This window comes from Halorussus caseinilyticus (assembly GCF_029338395.1).
Lineage (GTDB): Archaea > Halobacteriota > Halobacteria > Halobacteriales > Haladaptataceae > Halorussus > Halorussus caseinilyticus.
On record NZ_CP119809.1, the window covers coordinates 478,146 to 495,085 of the forward strand.

A 16,940-nucleotide genomic window follows, 5' to 3' on the forward strand; every position below is an offset into this window, starting at 1 on the left:
TTTACGTGTCCTCAGTTCCGGTCGGCGACAGCGGTTCGGGTTCCGGAATCGGTTCGGGTTCCGGAATCGGCCACTCGTCGGGGCTTCGCGGCTGTATCTCGGGTCCGTCCGGTCCCACGACGCACTGTTGCCAACCCGTCTGTAGTCCGCGATGCGCGAAGAACGGCGACGACAGCAGGGCGGCGATTTCCTTTTCGAGGAGGATTGCCTCGGGCGGTTTTCCGGTCCCCATTATCGACTGACGACACCGCGGGTGGTTCGGATGGGCCTGACAGGAGTGACGCAGGCCGAACGTGTGCCCGAGTTCGTGGCCCACCGCGTACGCGGCATCGGCACACCGGGCGTCGAGTGGTCCCGACGCAGGACACGAGATACTCGTGGCTCTCGGCGGAACGACCACGTACGGCGAACTCGCGGCCGCACCGAGCCACACGTCCGGACTGTCGCCGGTGTACGGTGCCAACACGACTCGAATCCGACTCGTCGCCCGCGGTAGACTCGCAGAGTAGGCATCGACGGCGGACTCGAACAGCGCGAATCGCTGGTCGGGATGTTGGGTCGCTGTCGAGCGGTCGTTCCACGCCGCCGACGGGTGTTTCGTCGGCACGACCAGCGGGTCGAGTAGCGCGAACGTCTCGGAGACGCGCTCTCGGTACCAGTGTTGGACGGTTTCGAGAACGGACTTGTATCGGTCTCTCGCCCGGCGGACCCCGGCCACGTCGAAGAAGCGGTCCGAGGCTATCGGCATCACGGGGAGGACGACGGCGTTGAGGCGGTCGAACTGGAGCGCCTTCCAATCGTAGCGGTGGACGCCGGTCGTCACGAGCGACCAGTCACGCCCGTACTGGGTTTCGACCGCTCGCTCCAAGTCGAGCGACCGTCGCTGTCCGTTCACGGCGGCGCTCCAACTGTAGAGGTGGTCGCCGTTCGAGACCAGTCTCGCTCCCGGCCCGTACTGGTCGCGGACCGCGCGTTCGAGGTCTAGCGGCCGGTAGACGCTGGCGTCGAAAGTCATGGGTCTCCGAGAACTATACGACTGGCGGACAGATAGTTATACGGCGGTTTTCGGTCGGTAACGGCGGTTACGTCCGGCGAAACGGAGACACTCATCCACGCCGTCTTCGGTCGTTCGCCAGCGACGACGGACGTAGCCGTCGCTCGGACACCGACGACTAGAGAAACAAAGACCGCAAAACTACAGAACGCTTACAGCAGACCCGTCTTCTGGAGCTTCATGAGGTCCTCGGTGTCGAGGGTCTCGCCGTCCTTGAACTGCTGGTAGATTTCCTCGGCCTCTTCTTTGGCCTCTTCGCGCTCCTTTTCCTTCTCGGACTTGCGCTCTTGTTCTTCCTGCTTGTCGAGTTCGCGCAGGCGCTTCTGAACGCGCACGAAGTCCTCGTGGTGCTGGTCGGCGGCTTCTTGGGCCTCCACGAAGCTCTCGTGCATCTCGTCGGCCTCGTCACGAATCTCGTCGGCCTCGCGATAGGCCTCAATCATCTGGTTGTGATGCTCTTGGGCCTTGTCCGCGAGTTCGGTGACTTTCTCGTGGTGGCGCGACGCCTCGGCGCGAACTTCCTCGGCTTCCTCGACGAGGTCTTCTAGGTCCTCGCTCTCTTCGAGCTTTTCCTTGCGGGCCTGAAGCTTCTCGCGCTTGTCCTCGATTTTCTCGATGAGTTCGCGCTCTTCCTCGGTCGAGAGGACTTCGGTCTGCTGTTTGAACTCGAGGTCCTCGATTTCGGATTCGAGTTCCTCGATGTCCTTGCCCTCGTCGAGTTCGAGGTCGGACTTCTTCTGCTCGACTTCGTCGAACAGTTCGTTGGCCTTCGCGTTGAGTTCGTTCCGACTCTCTTTGTGTTCCTGAACCTGCTCGTTCAGTTCGTCACGCTTCTCGCGGTGTTCTTGGGCCTCGTCGACCTTCTCGCGGGTTTTCGCGTTCAGGTCGTCGCGGTTGGACGCGCGCTTGCTGGCCTTCTGGTTCAGCTCGTTTCGTCGGTCTCGGAGCTGTCCTGCAAGTTTGATTAGTTCGCCTTTCGACTTGTTCTGGAGTTCCTCTTCTGTTACACTTACCATGCTAATTTAACCTCGATTCCATGCCCGCCTCGGCGTTCGGCGAGCCAGCCGACGACAGCGACGGCTGTCTCGAACTGGCAATCGACCTGTGACAATAGTCCCATGTCATTTGTCGCGCGATGCTTGCCGAACGCTCGTGGCGTTCTGGTATCAACAAATATTCGCCGTGGATATATAAATGTTGCGCTGATTCGAGGCGTGGAAACGGTTCACACGCCCGCTAACGGCCGTGTAAGGGCTTCTCACACTCTTCGGGGGGTTATAAATACCGGTCCGGACTCAGAGCCGATAGATATTCCGGACCGCGCCGTCGGCGCGCCCGAAGGACGTTTCGACCGCTTCGGCGTCGTCCGGGACGGTCAGGTCTCCGGCGGGTTCGCGGCCGTAGGCTTCGACTTCTACGTCCGTCTCGCCGGTCTCGTCGCCCGCGGTCCACGACACGGTTCCCGACACCGATTCGGGGGTGTCGTTGAGGACAGTCAACGCCCGGGTCCCTCCGGCCGACGGATAGCCGTCGAGGACGACCTGCACGGGTTCCAGCGAGGCGGCCATCGCCTCGTACCCGGACTTCTCGGACCCGTCGGCCGACAGCACGCCCATGCCCGCCCCGGCGTCGGCGTCCCGTAGCGCGTCGGCGGCCAACACGCCGGTTCCGCGGCGGCGGAGCGTCTCGGTGACGTGCTTGAGGACGCGGGTCTGGTAGGCTTGAGAAGCTTCCACGTCGTCTTCGTCGTCGCCGACCGAGACGTAGGCGTCGTGGGCGTCGGCGTCGAATCCGGCGGCGTCGTGGCCGTCCGCCGCGGTGAGCGACCCCGCGCCGAACGCGCCGACCGCGCCGCCGCAGTCGTACTTGTCGAGGACCCACTCGGTGTCGCTGGCCTCCCCGAAGTCCCATCCGGGATAGACGTGAGTGGCGTCGGGGTCGATTCCCGGCGCGCCCGAGACGGGGAACACCACCGCGTCGTCGGGGAAGGCTTCGGCGAGTTCGCGGTCCGCGGCGGCGTCGTAGCCCGCGCGCCACGCCCGCCAGCGAACCTTGTAGCGGGCGAACCGGGAGGGACCGACGCCCGCGAGGTGATTCGTCGGGTCCGACCGGACGCCGAACGCGGCCACGCAGGGGTGGCGCTCGACCGACGAAGAGAGCGTCCCGACCAACTCGGTCGCGCGGTCGGCGTCGTACTCGTCGCCCCCCGAAATCGGGAGGTCCTGCCACACCAGCAGTCCCGCCTCGGCGGCCGTCTCGTAGAACTCCGCGGGCGGGACGTGGCCCGAGGCCCGGACGAAGTTGGCGTTGGCGTTGGCCGCCCGCTCTACGTCCCACGTCGGGTCGCCGGTGGGCAGAAGCGAGAACCCCCGCGCCCGGACTCGCTGGCCGTTGACGAGGAGTCCGTCGCCCTCGTCGGCGCGCCGAATCTCCGAGAGACCCGTCTTCACGACCGCCTCGGAGTCGCCGAGTCGCGCCCGGACCGCGTACCGGTGTTGGGGACCGTGGCCCGCGGGCCACCAGTAAGCCGGGTCCCGGAGTTCGAGCGTTTTGGTGACGGAGACGCGCTCCCCGGCGTCGGCCTCGATGCGGGCGCGTTCCATCACGCCGCCGCCGCGGAACCCCTGCGGGCGCACCGACAGCGAGATGCGGTCGGAAAGCGACTCGCCCGCCTCGACTTCCAATTCGGCGTCGATGACCGCGCCGTCGTCGGTCCGGCGCGGCGTCAGCGTGAGCGCGTCGATGAACGTCTCGGGGTGCGTTTCGAGGTCCGCGGCCCACCAGATACCGGGGACCGCACGCTCGTCGGGCACCCGGTCGGTGGCGTAGACGCCGCCGAACGTCTCGGGTGAGCGACACTCCACGACCAGTACGTTGTCGGCTTGCGGGTCCAACTCGTATCTCGCGGGAACGAAGTAGGCGTCGTGTTCGCCGAGCAACTCGCCGTTCAGCCAGATTCGGGCGTGGGCGAACAACCCGCGGAGTTCGAGGGTCGCGCGCTCGTCGCCCTCGCGCGGGTCGGCGAACTCGGTTCGGTAGGCCACGGCGTCGGCGTCGGCGAACCGCTCGGGCCGGCCCGGAACTTCCACCGGGTGCCACTCGTCGGGCGACGGCGGGCCGTCGCCCGCGGGCGGTTCGACTGCCGCCCCCGTCCAGTCGGTCAGAGACATACTGGGGGAACTAAACCCACACCAGATAGGTTTTACGTCCCGCGACGGACTACTTTCACTTTCACTCCGGGGATGGCTCAATTTAAGTAGGATGGCGAGACCAACATCCGGTATGCTCGAAGACCTGCAGTGTGTCTGCGACGGGCGCAACTGCCAGCGCACGCTCGGCGAGAACCAGTTGATGCTCCGTATGACGACGGAGGCGGGCGAGCGCCGCGCCTACGAGTGCGCCTGCGGCGCAGTCACGGTGACGGTGGTGCAGTAACCGCCGCGACCCCGCCGCGCCCTCGACTTCGACCTCGCTTCCTCGTTTCGGCCCCGCTCGCGGGCGCGACTGCGCTGGCGCAGTCGCGCCCGGCGACACGGGCCACCGGAAGCCCCCGGTGTCGCCAACCCCCGACGGCGACTCTCGAACGTCGTCCCGAAAGACGACCCTGAAGTGCCCACCACCCGAATCGCCGGTCGAGAGACCATGACGATGCAAGAAGTCGTTCGCGCGCAGGGCCACGAGAACGTCTCGGCCGCCCACGCGAGTACCTTCGAGGTGACGACAGACGACTATCTGACGCCCGCTGGCGACTGCATCCTCGCTGTCGAGGCCGACCGCGCCCCGGCGGACTTCGACCCCGAGTTCGTCGCGGCCTGCCAGCACGCCGACGCGACCATCACCGCGACGTTCGAGACCGACGGCCACCGCGAGACCGTCACCGGCCGGGGCGACCCGGACCTGACCTTCGAGAGCGACCGAAGCGCCGTGGGTCGGACCAGCGACTACGTGGACGACCGCACGATTCTGGTCGGCGCGGAGTTCGCCGCCGAGGGCTTCGACCGGGAGTTAGTCGGCGCGCTGGCCGACGGGACGGAGTTGACGGTGACGCTGACGGTCGAGCGCGACGAATGAGTCGCCAGACGTGGGCGGTCGTCGCAAGAGTCGTCGCGTTCGCCGGGGCGGTGGGTGTCGCGGTCGGCGCGTGGCTTCCGTGGCTGATGGTCCGGCCGGGGTACGACGGCCCGGTCCCGGCGATTCACCTCGCGGGAATGGACGCGGGACTCGCGGGTCTCGACTGGCTTGCGCTCGCGGCGGCCGCTATCGCGCTCCTCGGCGTTCTGCCCGTCGAACTCATGCCCGTCTCGATTCCCGGTCTCGGCGGGCCGCGGGCCGCGGCCGTGACCACCGTCGCGGGCGGGTTCGTCGCGGCGCTCACCGTGTTCTACCTGCTCTCGAACGGCTTTCTCGGCACGCTCGTCCCCGCCTCGGGGTTCTACCTCACTGCGCTCGGCGGCGTCCACCTCTCGATGGGCGGGGCGCTCCGCCTCTACGCTATCGGTGGCTGAGGTCCCGTCGGTCCTCTCGGAACGGCCGAGGAGCCGAGCATTTTACTCGGTTCGGGCCTCAGCCTCGGCCATGAGCGACGACCCCGAATCGGCCCGGACCGCCGACCCCGAACCCGCCGAGAACATCAGCGGCGGCGACTCGGACGGAAGTTCGCTCGCGGAGTTCGCCGCCGGGGACCCGGCCACGCGCGCCGAGGCGGTCGTGGACCGCCTCGGGGACCGCTACTGGCAGAAGACCTACGGCGGACGGGACGCCTTCGAGTGTTTGGTCCGGACGGTTCTGAGCCAGAACACCAGCGACGTGGCGAGCCAACCCGCCCACGACGCCCTGATGGAGCGATACGGGTCGGACAACGAGTCGGCCGACGGAGAGGGCGGGGACTTGGCCACGGCGCTGGCCGACGCGAACCACGACGAACTCGCCGAGACCATCCGGCCCGCGGGCCTCTACAACCGGAAGGCCGATGTGCTGACCTCGGTCGCGGCGCGAGTGTTGGACGAGTACGGAAGCGTCGCCGAATTCGACGCCTTCGTCCGCGAGCGAGACCTCGCAGAAGTCCGGCCCGCGCTTCTGGACTTCGGCGGCGTCGGTCCCAAGACCGCCGACTGCGTGCTGTTGTTCGCTGGCGGGCAGGTCGGGGTGTTCCCGGTCGATACCCACGTCCACCGCATCTACCGCCGGTTGGGTGTCGCGCCGCCCGACGCCGACCACGAGGAAGTCCGGGCCGTCTTGGAGCGCGAAGTGCCCGCCGAGAAGTGCGGGTTCGGCCACACCGCGAGCATCCAGTTCGGCCGGGAGTTCTGTTCGGCGCGCAAGCCAGCGTGTCTCGACGGACTCGACGAGTGTCCCGTGTCCGACATCTGCGACAGGGTGGGCGTCGATACCGGGACCGGTGCCGTCGTGGACCCCGCAGAAGCGCCCGCCGAGACCGAATAAAAGTCGAAGAGTGACCGGCCTATCGCAACTCGTCGGCGTCCGCCAGTTCGAGGTACGGCGCGAGTCGGTCCCGCGCGTCCAGCAACTCGACAGTTCCTCGCTCGGCGTCGTAGCGGACGACGCCAGCGTCACAGAGTCGCGGGAGGTGGTGGTGGTGCAGACTCGTTCGGATTCGGTCGCGCCGTTCCGAGAGACGCGCGCCCTCCCGAAGAGCGAGTTCGTCGGCGAGTTCGTCTACGCTCGCGGACCCGACTCTCCGAGAGAGCGACCGAAGCGCGTACCATCGGCGGTCGTCGGCGAGCAGACCGAAGATGTCGGTCGGCGAAAGGTCGGTTACGGCTGTACCCTGTGTGGTGGATTCCGTCGTGTCGGTTCTCATGGTGGACTCCATACTCGGCTTACGCGGCACACCACGACTCGTCTCACGGTCCGACTTCGGCAGAGTACAGTCGAACGCCCTCACCAAGATAATATAAATTTATTCTCTCCTTTGAAACAGGAGTCGGCTCGTCGCCCACGCCGCTCACTCCGCGCGTCCGGTCTCTTCGAGCAGGTGGTCCCGCAGGTGGCGCACGTCCCGGCGCTCCCGGTCGCGCCACGGCAGAAAGCGGAGTTTCCGCGCTCGCCCGCGGAGAAACGACGAGAGATACGTCACCTGCCGGTCCGAGAGCGCGACGGTGTGGGTCGTCCCCGCGGTGTCCCGCCGGTCGTCTCGGTCCCCGATTTCCCGGCGTAGGTCCCGGACGAACTCCCACTCCGCGGACTTCTCCCGAAGTGCGTACTGGAGGCGGTTCTCGCGCTCCCGAAGCCAGTTCGTCAGTACGTACCACTCCTCGGATTCGAGGGTTACTTCGGGCATCTGGACTGTCGAATTTTCGAGGGCGGGACTTTTGGTGTTTCGGGCGTTAGGGGGAGCAAATGGCCCCGGAGGTCACGATAACTATCGACCCGCACGTCCACTCGGAGGGGTCCTACGACGGCCACGAACCCGTCGAACTCCTGTTGGCGCAGGCCCGCGACATCGGTCTCGACGGCATCGTAGTGACCGACCACGACACCATCGCCGAGTCGCTCCGGGCGGCCGAACTCGCACCCGAGTACGGACTCGTCGGCATCCCCGGCGTCGAAGTTTCGACCGCCGCGGGCCACTTGCTGGCTATCGGCGTCTCCGAGCGACCCGAACCACACCGACCACTCGCGGAGACGGTGGCGACGATTCGGGACCTCGGCGGGGTCGCGGTCGTTCCCCACCCGTTCCAGCGGACGCGCCACGGGATTCGCAAGGGCCGAATCGAGGACTGCGACGCCATCGAGGTGTACAACGCGTGGATTTTCACGGGGTACCGAAACCGGCGCGCCCGCCAGTTCGCGGCGCGCAACGACTACCCCGGCGTCGCCGCGAGCGACGCCCACTCCGCGAAGTACCTCGGCCGGGCGTACACCGAACTCACCGTCAGCGGCGCGTCCTCGAAAGCCGACCTCGACCGTGAGCGCATCGTGGCGGCGCTGGCGAACGGCGACGCCGAGGTTCACGGCCGACGCCAACCTCTCCGGCGGAGTGCCCGCCACTACGCGCTGGGTGCCGGGCGAAAGGTGGGCCACGGCGTCGCGGCCACCGTGTCGAGTCTGGCGTGGTTTTGAGGTGGGAGTCCGTCCCTCCTCGCCCGCTTCGTTCGTCGTCAGGTCTCCTCGCTCGTTCGCTCACTCGTCGTTCGAAACCCGGTCATATTCCCGCAAGCACGAGGGTTTTTAACGCGGGACCGTCTGGATTCAGATACGCGACATGAGTACGCTGGTAGTCTGTGTGGACCGGAACGACGACATCGGGACCAAGACCGGTCTCGACACCCCGGTCGCCGGGTGGGAAGCGGTCCGTTCGCTCGTCACCGAGGTCGGACTCGCGGACCCGGAGGACTCCAGCGTCAACTGTCTCCTCGAATCCCTGCGCGTGGCCCGCGACCTGCGGGACGGCGACGAGGACGTGTCGGTGGCGGTCATCTCCGGTGCCGCCGAGACGATGGTGGGCCGCGACCGCGCGGTCGCCGAACAGATGGACGACCTCATCGCCGACCACGACCCCGACTCCGCGGTGGTCGTCATCGACAGCGCCCAAGACGAGCGACTCGTCCCCATCATCGAGAGTCGGGTGCAGGTCGATGCGGTCGATAGGGTGGTCGTCCGGCAGGCCCGCGACATCGAATCGACCTACTACCTGCTCAAGCAGTTCCTCGCCGACGAGGAGTTGCGCCAGACCGTCCTCGTCCCGGTGGGGGTCGCACTGCTTGCGTTCCCCATCCTCCTGATGGCGGCGGGTCCGGCCACCGCCATCGCCTCCATCACCGCGGTCATCGGCCTGTTCGTCCTCTACAAGGGTCTGGGCGTGGACGAGTACGTCGCCGACCTCCCCGGCGAGGTCAAAGACGCCCTCTACTCCGGGCGGGTCTCCATCGTCACCTACGTCGTCGCGGCGGGCCTGTCGCTCATCGGCGTGTTCGCGGGCGCGCTCCGCCTCTCGAACCCCACGGCCCCGACGACCGGCGTGTTGATGCCCGCGATGGCGTTCGCGTTCGCCAGCGTCCCGTGGTTGGCCGCCGCCGCGCTCGCGGCCTCGACCGGCCGACTCCTCGACGAGATTATCCGCAACGACCGGGTGCGCAACTCCTACCTCAACCTCCCGTTCGGCGTGCTTGCGGTCGGTCTCGTGATTCGGGGCTTCTCGGCGTACTTCCTCCAGCGCGAGGGCTACGTCGAAGCGATGGTGGTTCCCCACGCCGAGGTGGGTAGCCTCTCGGTCGCCCGCATCGTCCTCCATCCGGGCACGCGGATGGCCCTGTTCGTCGTCGCGGGCGTGGTCGTGAGTCTGCTCGGCGTCCAACTCTCGTCGTACTTCACCGCGACTTCGCTCGGCGAGGAGTTCGAGGACGAGGAACTGGTGGACTAAGCGACTGCCGCCGTTATTGTCAATAGAATATAAGTATGCACAAAGGATAAAACCATGCCTCTCCAATTTTGACTCAGGAATACTACTACCGTGACCTACCCGAACAACTGGAAGCATTTCGTTGCAGGACTCGCGGTGGTAGCGGTTAGTGCGTATGTCTACACCTCCGGTTATTCGGCAACTTCGATAGAATCGACGGTTGCATTCGGCGTTGTTCTACTATTTTCCCTCTATATGCTGGCAGTTCCCGTACTGGAGAAGCGGAAAGTGATTCCGCTACTCGAACGCATCGGAGGGAGTAAGCCGGTCGAGTACATCAAGAACAAATCGTAGTATTTTCAGGATGGCGGAGAACAGCGAAAATCCGTTACTCACCGTCCTCTTCTACGGTCAGTTATCGTGCGTCGTTGCCGCCGTTGCAGTCTGGATTGCTGTACTCTTCGGTCCGCTGGTCAATCCGTGGTTCTTCCCGATTATGGCGGTCGGCGCAGTGCTTGGACTCGTAAGAGCGTACGTCGGAAAGCAGCAGAGCGACGAGGCGAAGAAAACCGTCATCCAAGGCGAAGCAGGAGTCCTTCACGCTCTCGCCGTCGAAAATCGGCCGATAACGGCACGGGCACTCAGCAATATCCTTCCACATACCCTCCCCGATATGAAGTACCGATTGCAACGACTTGAGGAGAAAGACCTCATCGGAGCAACCGAGCGAGACGGAGTGAAGTACTACTACGTCAAGTCAACTGAGTCTGCCACTTCGTCCGAAGAGACGACAGACGCTTCGATGGCGTCCAGCGGAACGTCGGAACAATCGGATGACAGACAGGAGTCTGACAAAATGGACGACGAAAAGACGGAACTCGAAACCGAGTAGATAACGGCGCTCCTGAAATGGAGCGAAAATCCACTTCGGCGCCCATCACACAACTTTATGTTTTCTTTAGCAACATTTAGGTAGCTTTGACGTGGCCAGCATTTCGATACTCACGCCGGACCGATTCGCCGTACCTAAATCCGCCCGCGCCCGACTCACCGCCATGACCGAACAGCCATCGTCAGTCGCTCGGGAGGGCCAGTGGGTCAGTCTCTTCTCGGGCGGGAAGGACTCCTCGTGGGCGCTCTACCGCGCCCTCGAATCGGGTCTCGACGTGTCGCGCCTCGTCACCGTCCACCCAGAAGGCGACTCGTACATGTACCACGTCCCGGCGACTCGCCTCGCCTCGCTCGCGGCCGAGAGCGTCGGCATTCCGCTGGTGGAGGTCGAACCCGACGACTTCGAGGCCGACGACGCCGACGAGTCGGGAGCGCAGGGCGACGCGGAACTCCGGCCCCTCGAAGCGGCCCTGACGGACCTCGACGGCGACCTCTCGGGCGGACTCGCGGGCGTGACCGCGGGCGCAGTCGAGAGCGAGTACCAGACCTCCCGCATCGAGGGGATGGCCGACCGCCTCGACGCCGAGGTGTTCGCTCCGCTCTGGCAGGAAAACCCCCGCGAACTCGCCGACGCGATGCTGGAGGCGGGCTTCGAAATCACGATTATCAGAGTCGCGGCCTACGGACTCGACGAGTCGTGGCTCGGCCGGACCTTGGACGAGCAGGCCATCGCCGAGCTGGAGGACCTCAACGAGAGCCACGGCGTCCACATCTTGGGCGAGGGTGGCGAGTTCGAGACGCTCGTGACCGACGGCCCGCACATGGACCGCGCCATCGAACTGGAGTATTCGACCCGGTGGGACGGGACTCGCGGGACGCTGAAAATCGAAGACGCGTGGCTGGCGGAGTGACGTGGCTGTTTCGACCGGTTGGCTTCCGGTCGTGATTATTGTCGGTCTCAGAAACGACGAGGGAGGTCGGTTGGAAGCTAGCTACTGCCGACTCCTATCAGACCGCAACCGCACCGCCCCGAACCGCAACTGCCCCGCACCGCAACTGCGCAACCGCCCCGAACCGCAACCGCGAACCTCACACTTCCCCAACCGACTCCTTCGCCCCTTACGGTCGCTCAGTCGTCCCTCACCGCGGGTTGACGCGCGCAGGACCGCGCGCGCCAGCGCGCGCCGGAAGGTAGGTTAGAATACCCGCGAACCATTGTTTCTAGATTCTGTTCATGAAATTTATCTGTGTCGGGGTCGTGAGGAAAAACTGCAGATGAGTGATTCACGACGCAGTTTCCTGAAAAAAGCGGGTCTCGCCGCGGGCGGCGCGTCCGTCCTCGGCGCGAGTACGGCATCGGCGGCGACCTTCCAACTCGGTGAGGTCGTCCACACCACGGTTGCGCTCAACGTCCGCGACGGCGCGGGCACCGGCTACACCGTCGTAGACACCGAACCCCCGGCGATGCGCGGGACGGTAAAGGACGGCCCGGCTTACGCCGACGGCTACGAGTGGTGGTACGTCGAGTTCGACGACGACCGCTATGACGGCACCGCGACCGGGTGGTGCGCCAAGGGCGACGGATGGCTGACCTCGGGCAAGGAGTGGACCACCGAGTTCTGCCGCTACGACGCGGTTCACGCCACCGGCTACGCCGCCATCCGAGACAGCGCCACCACCAGCGCGAGTCAGGTCGGCACCACCGAACCCGGCGACTGGGGTACGCTCGTCGGCGGACCCGAGTGGAACGACGGCTACGAGTGGTGGAACGTGAACTTCCACGACGACTACGACGGGTGGGTCACCGCCCAGTCGCTCGACGAGGGGATGCTCTACGACTGTAACGGCGCGTGGGACAACACCGACAACCAGTGGGCGCTGGCGAAAATCATCATGTCCGAGGCCTCTATCGGCAACACCACCGAGCGCCGGGCGGTCGGCTACACGGTCCTCAACCGGATGGAGCGCAACGGCACCACCGCCGTCACCGACGAGTGGGACGCTTACGCCCACAATCAGGACCCGACCAGCGAGATTCACGACCTCGCGGGTCGAATCCTCCGATGCGCCGAACCCGACCCCTCCTGCGGCGCGACCCACTTCTACTCGCCGCGGAGCATGCCCAAGGAAGGCGACAGCACCTCCGGATGCGCCTGCGGCGGCGGACTGGAGTGGACGCCCGGCCTGAGCGAGCGCAACTACTGCCCGAGTTGGTCTGAGACGATGTGCCGGTCGTACGTCGTCGGCGCGCGGCAGGCCTACTACAAGTTCTACCGAGCGTGGGGCGACGGCACGGTGTACTGACCGAGGGGCACCGACTCGACCGCGGTTTTTCATCGACGTTTTGCAAGAGCGGCGCGCCTGCGCGCCGCTCGCAGGAAAAGGTCGAGTTCTACCGAGCGTGGGGCGATGGCACGGTGTAGCTAACCTAGCCTCGCTACTTTTTTGCTGTGAGCGAGCGGGCCAGGCGACGACCTATAGGATGAGTATAGGGTTTCATTGACATTGCACAGTAAGTGGGGAACCTCACAGAGCGAATGTATCGTGCGTCGAATTCTTCTGTTCGCGGGGTTTTGTCGACACACCGTATTGTTATTTATATTCTCGCAATCCTGCGCGGCGGCGACTTCGAGGGCCAAGACGTGTATCTGGGCGTCAGGGAATGAGTGGACTACTGTTGGCTTTGGCTTGAGACACGCTTACAATCAGACTCGTTAAACGAGTCGTACAGGTCAAAGAGTCGAATAGCGTCTTCTTCGGCGTAATCGAGCAACATATTCTTTAGCTCCTGATACAGTGGTACCTCTTCTAACCCTCTCGTTACACCTGTCACGTACTCCTCGCCGAGATATGTTCCGACGTGTTTACCCTTTAGTTCGTCTTCGTCTATTCCTAGGTCATGGAAAAACTCGGAATCTATCTCATAATCCTCGTATTCGGTTTCTGTTACCGAGATATTGCGTGCTTCACAGACTGCTTCAAAGCTCAAGTCGGTATGGTAATCGGCTGATGGAACTGCTAAATCGATTTGCTGAGAGTCCAGCGACCGAAAGCACTCGGAAACTCCGTCTGTAAGACCTAAGTCGTCTGTTTCTTCTGCCCAGTTGCGGAGGTGAATGAAATCGAACCCTGCTCCATTATATGTGAGAACCTCGCTAATCTCCCGTCGTCCGAGCCACTCGGCCACTCGTTCAAGCAAATCCGCAGTATGCTCTTCTTCCCACCCTCCGTCTCGAAAGAGTACCGCTGATTCGACTGACGAGCTGTCGTCAACTCGATAGCCGAGAGCAACTGCGACGAGTTCGAAGTAGTCGGTGTTGTCGAACTCGTCGTATGCTGGCTCTTCGTCGGGACTCGCCGTCTCGATGTCGATTGCTAACGTTCCCATCAGAGGTAAAACAGAAGCTACGTGGTAAAATGATTCTGATTCGAGTCCTGATGAAAGGCGTTTGGGAACCTCTACTCCCCGTTCAGAATCTGGGTGTGCGCACCGATGAGCGCCCCGGCGAGGTCCATGTTCTCGACGCGGGTCTTCTCGTCGATTATGGAGTCGCGGATGTCGCAGTCACGAATCGTCGCCGACGGGAAGACGATGGAGTTGTTGACGCTGGAGTTGACGACTTCCGCGCCCGGCATGACGTGTACGTTCTCGCCGACCGTGGTGTTCTCGACCGTGGCCGAATCGGCGATTTGGTTCTCGCCGTCGAGTTTCCACCCGACCGCTTCGAGGTAGCTTTCGGGCGTGCCGATGTCGAACCACGCCTCGTCGAAGGTGTAGCCGTACACCGAGTCTCGCTGTTGAAGCCACTGGACGAACCAACCGGGTTCGTCGGGGTTGTTGCCGTTTTCGAGGTACTCGTCCAACAGCGGAAGGGTCTCGGCGGTGAAGGCGTAGCAGGCGATGGAGACCAGCGTACTCTTGGGGTCGTCGGGTTTCTCTTGGAAATCCACCACCTCGTCGCCGTCGAGTTCGACCAGTCCGTAGGACTTGGCGCGCTCTCGGGACCCCACGTCGTAGGCGGCCAGCGTCGGCGACTCCTTGGCTTGGAAGAAGTCCACGAAGTCGCTGACGCCGAAACTGATGAGGTTGTCGCCCGCGATGACGAGGGTGTCCTCGGTGATGTTCTCCCGGTCGAACAACTGGGCCAGCGCACCCACGACGCCGAACTTCTCGTCTTCCTCGGTGGTGTCTTCGACGGTGAGTCGCGGCTTGTCGAACTCGCTGTCGGCGAGGTGGTCCCGGAAGTCCTCGGCGAACCGCTCGTTCGTAGAGACGTACACCTCGTCGATTCGGTCGTCGGCTTCCAACTCGGCGAATATCTGGTCGATGACGGTCGAATCTCCGACCGGCAGAAACATCTTCGGTCGGTGCTTCGTAATCGGCCAGAGTCGCGTCGCGTACCCACCCGCGAGAACGACGGCTTTCATACGACGAGAGTCTACCCGACGCGGTAAGTCCTTTTTCATTTCCGAGGTCGGACACGACTCGGCGATGCGTCGGTATTACTCACGTTTGACTGTCCGATTCGTGAGACTGGGCGAGTTCCACCCAGTCCGCGACGAACGGGTCGCCTCGGTACCGAACCACTTCGCTTCGCGGGTCGTACTCCACGACGTTCGCGTCTTCGAGTTTCGGCAGGTGGTTGTGGTGTAGATTCACCGCGATTCGCTCGTGGTCGTCGGTCGATTCCCCGTCGGAGTCGTCGGCGACGTGTTCTACGAGTTCGGAGAACGCCGCAATCCCGTCGTCGGTGTCGTCCAGATACGCGAGGACGCGACGCCGATACCCGTCGGCGAGGACCTCGAAGAGTTGGTCGAGGTCGGTGCCCGTCGTCGTTCGTTCGTCGGAAACGGACGGGCCACCGTCCGGCGTTGCTCCCTCTCCTCCCGTCGGTGCGTGTTCGTTGCTCATGATGCGTCGCGCCGGGAGATAGTTTCTACCGGACCACAAAGAACAGTGGACCTAAACAGCTAGGGTCTCTCGTCGTCCCGGTCGAAGAACGCTCCGAGCAGTTCCTGCTGTGCCTTGCGGATGTGCTGGTGAAACGTCGGCGAGGAGACGCCCAGCGAGGCCGCGATGTCCTCGGCGGTACTGTCGCGGGGCCACTCGTAGTATCCGGCGAAGTACGACGCCCGGAGCGCGGTTCGCTGGGCGTCGGTGAGTCGCTGGTCCAAGTCGCGGCGGAACTCGCGGGCGGTCTGGAGTTCGCGCTGGCTTTCGCGCTTGGCGACCAGTTCCACGTCGGGGAACTTGGTTCGGACGCGCTCTACGACGCTCCGCACGTCCGCGTCTGAGGGGAGTTCCACGACGACGGTGGCTTGACCGCCCTCGCTCGTCGCTTCTCTCGGTTTCGCGCCGTACTCCGAGAGCGTCAGGACGAGCGACGCCCCCGTCAGAGTGAACTCGAACAGCGCCTCGTCGCCGTGGTCGCTGACGAGGCGGACGCCTTCGACCGCGTCCCACTCGGCGGCGAAGTCGAAGACCGCTCGCGGGTCGGCACCGCTCACCGCATCGTAGAACAGGAGACTGCCTTCGGGTCCCGCGGCCATACCTTCGAGTCGAAAGGTCGCGTCCAACTGCTCGGAGGCGGCGACGTAGAACGACTCCGAGTCCGAGAGGCGGAGGGTCAACTCGACTACGGTGTCCGACAACGCGAGTCGCCGGTGTTTGACCGCGTTGATGGCGAACCCGATGACCTCGCCGAGTACGTCGAAGGCGTCCACCTCTCGGTCGCTGAACGCCGCCAGTCGGTCGGACCCGACCGCGAGGACGCCGTAAGTCGTGTCGCCGTAGCGAATCGGTACCGCGATTCCCGCCCGGTCGCCGCGTTCGAGGATGTCCTTCCGGCGCTGTTCGGGGAGCGACTCGTCGTCGGGCACGCTCTGGACGACCTGCAACTCGCCGGTGTAGTAGGCCTTCGGGACCGGTTCCTCGCTGTCCTCGCTGGCGTCGATGCTCCGTATCAACTCGCGCGTCTGGTCGTCGAGTCCCGTCCCGACCACGTCGGTCATCTCCGACCCGTGGGGGTCTGGTTCGCCGACCCACGCGACCTGATACAGTTCGGTCCCCACGAGGCGGTCGCAGACCGCTTGGGCTATCTCCTCGCGGGAGGGTTCGCTGATGAGCGTCCGGACGACCTCTTGGGCCACCTCGTTGATGCGGTCTAGCGTGGCTAACTCGTCGCGTTGGTTTTCGAGCGTTCGCTCGCGGACCTTCCGGTGGGTCACGTCACGACAGATGGACACCGTTCCCGCGAGGTCGCCGTCGCCGTCGTAGTACGGCGAACACGTCGTCTCGAAGACGTGTTCGTCGCCGTCTATCGGGAGCGACTCCTCGAACGTCCGGGTGGTCTCGGCGTCCAGAACCTGTCGTTCCTGCTCGCGGAGGTCACCGGCTTTCTCCTCGCCGAAGAGTTCCGCGTCGGTCCGGCCTAACACGTCGCTGACCTCGCTGTCGAGGTAGTCTGCGGCCGCTTCGTTGGCGAACTGGTATCGGCCGTCGGTGTCCTTGACGAGAAGCGCGTCGGTGCTACTCTGGACGATGGCCTCCAATTGCCGCGTGTACTGTGAGGGTCGGTCGTCGGTGTCAGAGTTCTCCATCGGGCGATTCGAAGTTAAAAAGTCACTCCGGAT

Annotated in this window: 19 protein-coding genes; 10 read left to right on the forward strand and 9 right to left on the reverse strand. The window is 64.4% G+C overall.

Features of this window, described 5'->3' with window-relative positions:
• Position 1: 1 nt before the first annotated feature.
• The 3 genes from P2T60_RS02380 to P2T60_RS02390 all read right to left on the reverse strand — a co-directional run bounded on the left by P2T60_RS02380 (position 2) and on the right by P2T60_RS02390 (position 4,224).
• The gene (locus P2T60_RS02380; RefSeq protein WP_276280959.1) at positions 2 to 1,015 is read right to left on the reverse strand and encodes a hypothetical protein; all 1,014 of its coding nucleotides are present in this window, start codon (positions 1,013 to 1,015) and stop codon (positions 2 to 4) included.
• Positions 1,016 to 1,206: 191 nt separating this feature from the next.
• Positions 1,207 to 2,070: a coiled-coil protein gene (locus P2T60_RS02385; protein ID WP_276280960.1), complete on the reverse strand. Its 864-nt coding sequence runs from the start codon at positions 2,068 to 2,070 to the stop codon at positions 1,207 to 1,209.
• 279 nt (positions 2,071 to 2,349) lie between these two features.
• Positions 2,350 to 4,224 carry a glycoside hydrolase family 2 protein gene (locus tag P2T60_RS02390; protein WP_276280961.1) on the reverse strand — a complete coding sequence of 625 codons (1,875 nt, stop codon included), beginning with the start codon at positions 4,222 to 4,224 and terminating at the stop codon, positions 2,350 to 2,352.
• 112 nt (positions 4,225 to 4,336) lie between these two features.
• Between P2T60_RS02390 and P2T60_RS02395 the strand changes: the two genes are divergently transcribed.
• The 4 genes from P2T60_RS02395 to P2T60_RS02410 all read left to right on the forward strand — a co-directional run bounded on the left by P2T60_RS02395 (position 4,337) and on the right by P2T60_RS02410 (position 6,496).
• Positions 4,337 to 4,489, forward strand: coding sequence for a hypothetical protein (locus tag P2T60_RS02395; protein ID WP_276280962.1), 153 nt, complete (start codon positions 4,337 to 4,339; stop codon positions 4,487 to 4,489).
• Between the two features lie 213 nt (positions 4,490 to 4,702).
• Positions 4,703 to 5,125: a DUF371 domain-containing protein gene (locus P2T60_RS02400; RefSeq protein ID WP_382210414.1), complete on the forward strand. Its 423-nt coding sequence runs from the start codon at positions 4,703 to 4,705 to the stop codon at positions 5,123 to 5,125.
• Positions 5,122 to 5,559, forward strand: coding sequence for a hypothetical protein (locus P2T60_RS02405; RefSeq protein ID WP_276280964.1), 438 nt, complete (start codon positions 5,122 to 5,124; stop codon positions 5,557 to 5,559). Before P2T60_RS02400 ends, P2T60_RS02405 begins: the two co-directional genes overlap by 4 nt.
• Before the next feature lie 70 nt (positions 5,560 to 5,629).
• Entirely contained in the window at positions 5,630 to 6,496 is an 867-nt protein-coding gene (locus tag P2T60_RS02410; RefSeq protein WP_276280965.1) for an endonuclease III domain-containing protein, read from the forward strand.
• A gap of 19 nt (positions 6,497 to 6,515) precedes the next feature.
• On the opposite strand, the gene P2T60_RS02415 is transcribed toward P2T60_RS02410, so the two are convergent.
• Together P2T60_RS02415 and P2T60_RS02420 are read right to left on the reverse strand one after the other, a co-directional pair.
• Positions 6,516 to 6,875 (reverse strand): DUF7344 domain-containing protein, encoded by a 360-nt coding sequence (locus tag P2T60_RS02415; RefSeq protein ID WP_276280966.1) that lies wholly within the window; start codon positions 6,873 to 6,875, stop codon positions 6,516 to 6,518.
• A gap of 144 nt (positions 6,876 to 7,019) precedes the next feature.
• Positions 7,020 to 7,355, reverse strand: a complete 336-nt coding sequence (locus P2T60_RS02420; protein ID WP_276280967.1) for a hypothetical protein — start codon at positions 7,353 to 7,355, stop codon at positions 7,020 to 7,022.
• A 59-nt stretch (positions 7,356 to 7,414) separates the two neighbouring features.
• Here P2T60_RS02420 and P2T60_RS02425 point away from each other — a divergent pair, with 59 nt between their 5' ends.
• From P2T60_RS02425 to P2T60_RS02450, 6 genes are all read left to right on the forward strand, one after another.
• Positions 7,415 to 8,137 (forward strand): PHP domain-containing protein, encoded by a 723-nt coding sequence (locus P2T60_RS02425; RefSeq protein ID WP_276280968.1) that lies wholly within the window; start codon positions 7,415 to 7,417, stop codon positions 8,135 to 8,137.
• Positions 8,138 to 8,279: 142 nt separating this feature from the next.
• Positions 8,280 to 9,437: a DUF373 family protein gene (locus P2T60_RS02430; RefSeq protein ID WP_276280969.1), complete on the forward strand. Its 1,158-nt coding sequence runs from the start codon at positions 8,280 to 8,282 to the stop codon at positions 9,435 to 9,437.
• A gap of 90 nt (positions 9,438 to 9,527) precedes the next feature.
• Positions 9,528 to 9,770, forward strand: a complete 243-nt coding sequence (locus P2T60_RS02435; protein WP_276280970.1) for a hypothetical protein — start codon at positions 9,528 to 9,530, stop codon at positions 9,768 to 9,770.
• A 10-nt stretch (positions 9,771 to 9,780) separates the two neighbouring features.
• Positions 9,781 to 10,308 carry a hypothetical protein gene (locus P2T60_RS02440; RefSeq protein ID WP_276280971.1) on the forward strand — a complete coding sequence of 176 codons (528 nt, stop codon included), beginning with the start codon at positions 9,781 to 9,783 and terminating at the stop codon, positions 10,306 to 10,308.
• Positions 10,309 to 10,471: 163 nt separating this feature from the next.
• Positions 10,472 to 11,218 carry a diphthine--ammonia ligase gene (locus P2T60_RS02445; protein ID WP_276280972.1) on the forward strand — a complete coding sequence of 249 codons (747 nt, stop codon included), beginning with the start codon at positions 10,472 to 10,474 and terminating at the stop codon, positions 11,216 to 11,218.
• A 364-nt stretch (positions 11,219 to 11,582) separates the two neighbouring features.
• A complete protein-coding gene (locus P2T60_RS02450; RefSeq protein ID WP_276280973.1) occupies positions 11,583 to 12,611 on the forward strand; it encodes a hypothetical protein in 1,029 nt (342 codons plus the stop codon).
• Between the two features lie 367 nt (positions 12,612 to 12,978).
• Here the strand turns inward: P2T60_RS02450 and P2T60_RS02455 are convergent, their stop codons facing one another.
• From P2T60_RS02455 to P2T60_RS02470, 4 genes are all read right to left on the reverse strand, one after another.
• Positions 12,979 to 13,695: a hypothetical protein gene (locus P2T60_RS02455; protein WP_276280974.1), complete on the reverse strand. Its 717-nt coding sequence runs from the start codon at positions 13,693 to 13,695 to the stop codon at positions 12,979 to 12,981.
• Between the two features lie 71 nt (positions 13,696 to 13,766).
• On the reverse strand, positions 13,767 to 14,735 hold the full coding sequence (locus P2T60_RS02460; protein WP_276280975.1) for a nucleotidyltransferase family protein: 969 nt from the start codon (positions 14,733 to 14,735) through the stop codon (positions 13,767 to 13,769).
• Positions 14,736 to 14,814: 79 nt separating this feature from the next.
• A complete protein-coding gene (locus P2T60_RS02465; protein ID WP_276280976.1) occupies positions 14,815 to 15,219 on the reverse strand; it encodes a DUF7344 domain-containing protein in 405 nt (134 codons plus the stop codon).
• Positions 15,220 to 15,278: 59 nt separating this feature from the next.
• On the reverse strand, positions 15,279 to 16,907 hold the full coding sequence (locus P2T60_RS02470) for a bacterio-opsin activator domain-containing protein (protein ID WP_276280977.1): 1,629 nt from the start codon (positions 16,905 to 16,907) through the stop codon (positions 15,279 to 15,281).
• Between the last annotated feature and the right edge of the window lie 33 nt (positions 16,908 to 16,940).

Bases quoted from the DNA above. Each gene is read 5' to 3' on its own strand.
- P2T60_RS02380 (WP_276280959.1), bottom strand. From the start codon at position 1,015: ATGACTTTCGACGCCAGCGTCTACCGGCCGCTAGACCTCGAACGCGCG.
- P2T60_RS02385 (WP_276280960.1), bottom strand. From the start codon at position 2,070: ATGGTAAGTGTAACAGAAGAGGAACTCCAGAACAAGTCGAAAGGCGAA.
- P2T60_RS02390 (WP_276280961.1), bottom strand. From the start codon at position 4,224: ATGTCTCTGACCGACTGGACGGGGGCGGCAGTCGAACCGCCCGCGGGC.
- P2T60_RS02395 (WP_276280962.1), top strand. From the start codon at position 4,337: ATGCTCGAAGACCTGCAGTGTGTCTGCGACGGGCGCAACTGCCAGCGC.
- P2T60_RS02400 (WP_382210414.1), top strand. From the start codon at position 4,703: ATGCAAGAAGTCGTTCGCGCGCAGGGCCACGAGAACGTCTCGGCCGCC.
- P2T60_RS02405 (WP_276280964.1), top strand. From the start codon at position 5,122: ATGAGTCGCCAGACGTGGGCGGTCGTCGCAAGAGTCGTCGCGTTCGCC.
- P2T60_RS02410 (WP_276280965.1), top strand. From the start codon at position 5,630: ATGAGCGACGACCCCGAATCGGCCCGGACCGCCGACCCCGAACCCGCC.
- P2T60_RS02415 (WP_276280966.1), bottom strand. From the start codon at position 6,875: ATGAGAACCGACACGACGGAATCCACCACACAGGGTACAGCCGTAACC.
- P2T60_RS02420 (WP_276280967.1), bottom strand. From the start codon at position 7,355: ATGCCCGAAGTAACCCTCGAATCCGAGGAGTGGTACGTACTGACGAAC.
- P2T60_RS02425 (WP_276280968.1), top strand. From the start codon at position 7,415: ATGGCCCCGGAGGTCACGATAACTATCGACCCGCACGTCCACTCGGAG.
- P2T60_RS02430 (WP_276280969.1), top strand. From the start codon at position 8,280: ATGAGTACGCTGGTAGTCTGTGTGGACCGGAACGACGACATCGGGACC.
- P2T60_RS02440 (WP_276280971.1), top strand. From the start codon at position 9,781: ATGGCGGAGAACAGCGAAAATCCGTTACTCACCGTCCTCTTCTACGGT.
- P2T60_RS02445 (WP_276280972.1), top strand. From the start codon at position 10,472: ATGACCGAACAGCCATCGTCAGTCGCTCGGGAGGGCCAGTGGGTCAGT.
- P2T60_RS02450 (WP_276280973.1), top strand. From the start codon at position 11,583: ATGAGTGATTCACGACGCAGTTTCCTGAAAAAAGCGGGTCTCGCCGCG.
- P2T60_RS02455 (WP_276280974.1), bottom strand. From the start codon at position 13,695: ATGGGAACGTTAGCAATCGACATCGAGACGGCGAGTCCCGACGAAGAG.
- P2T60_RS02460 (WP_276280975.1), bottom strand. From the start codon at position 14,735: ATGAAAGCCGTCGTTCTCGCGGGTGGGTACGCGACGCGACTCTGGCCG.
- P2T60_RS02465 (WP_276280976.1), bottom strand. From the start codon at position 15,219: ATGAGCAACGAACACGCACCGACGGGAGGAGAGGGAGCAACGCCGGAC.
- P2T60_RS02470 (WP_276280977.1), bottom strand. From the start codon at position 16,907: ATGGAGAACTCTGACACCGACGACCGACCCTCACAGTACACGCGGCAA.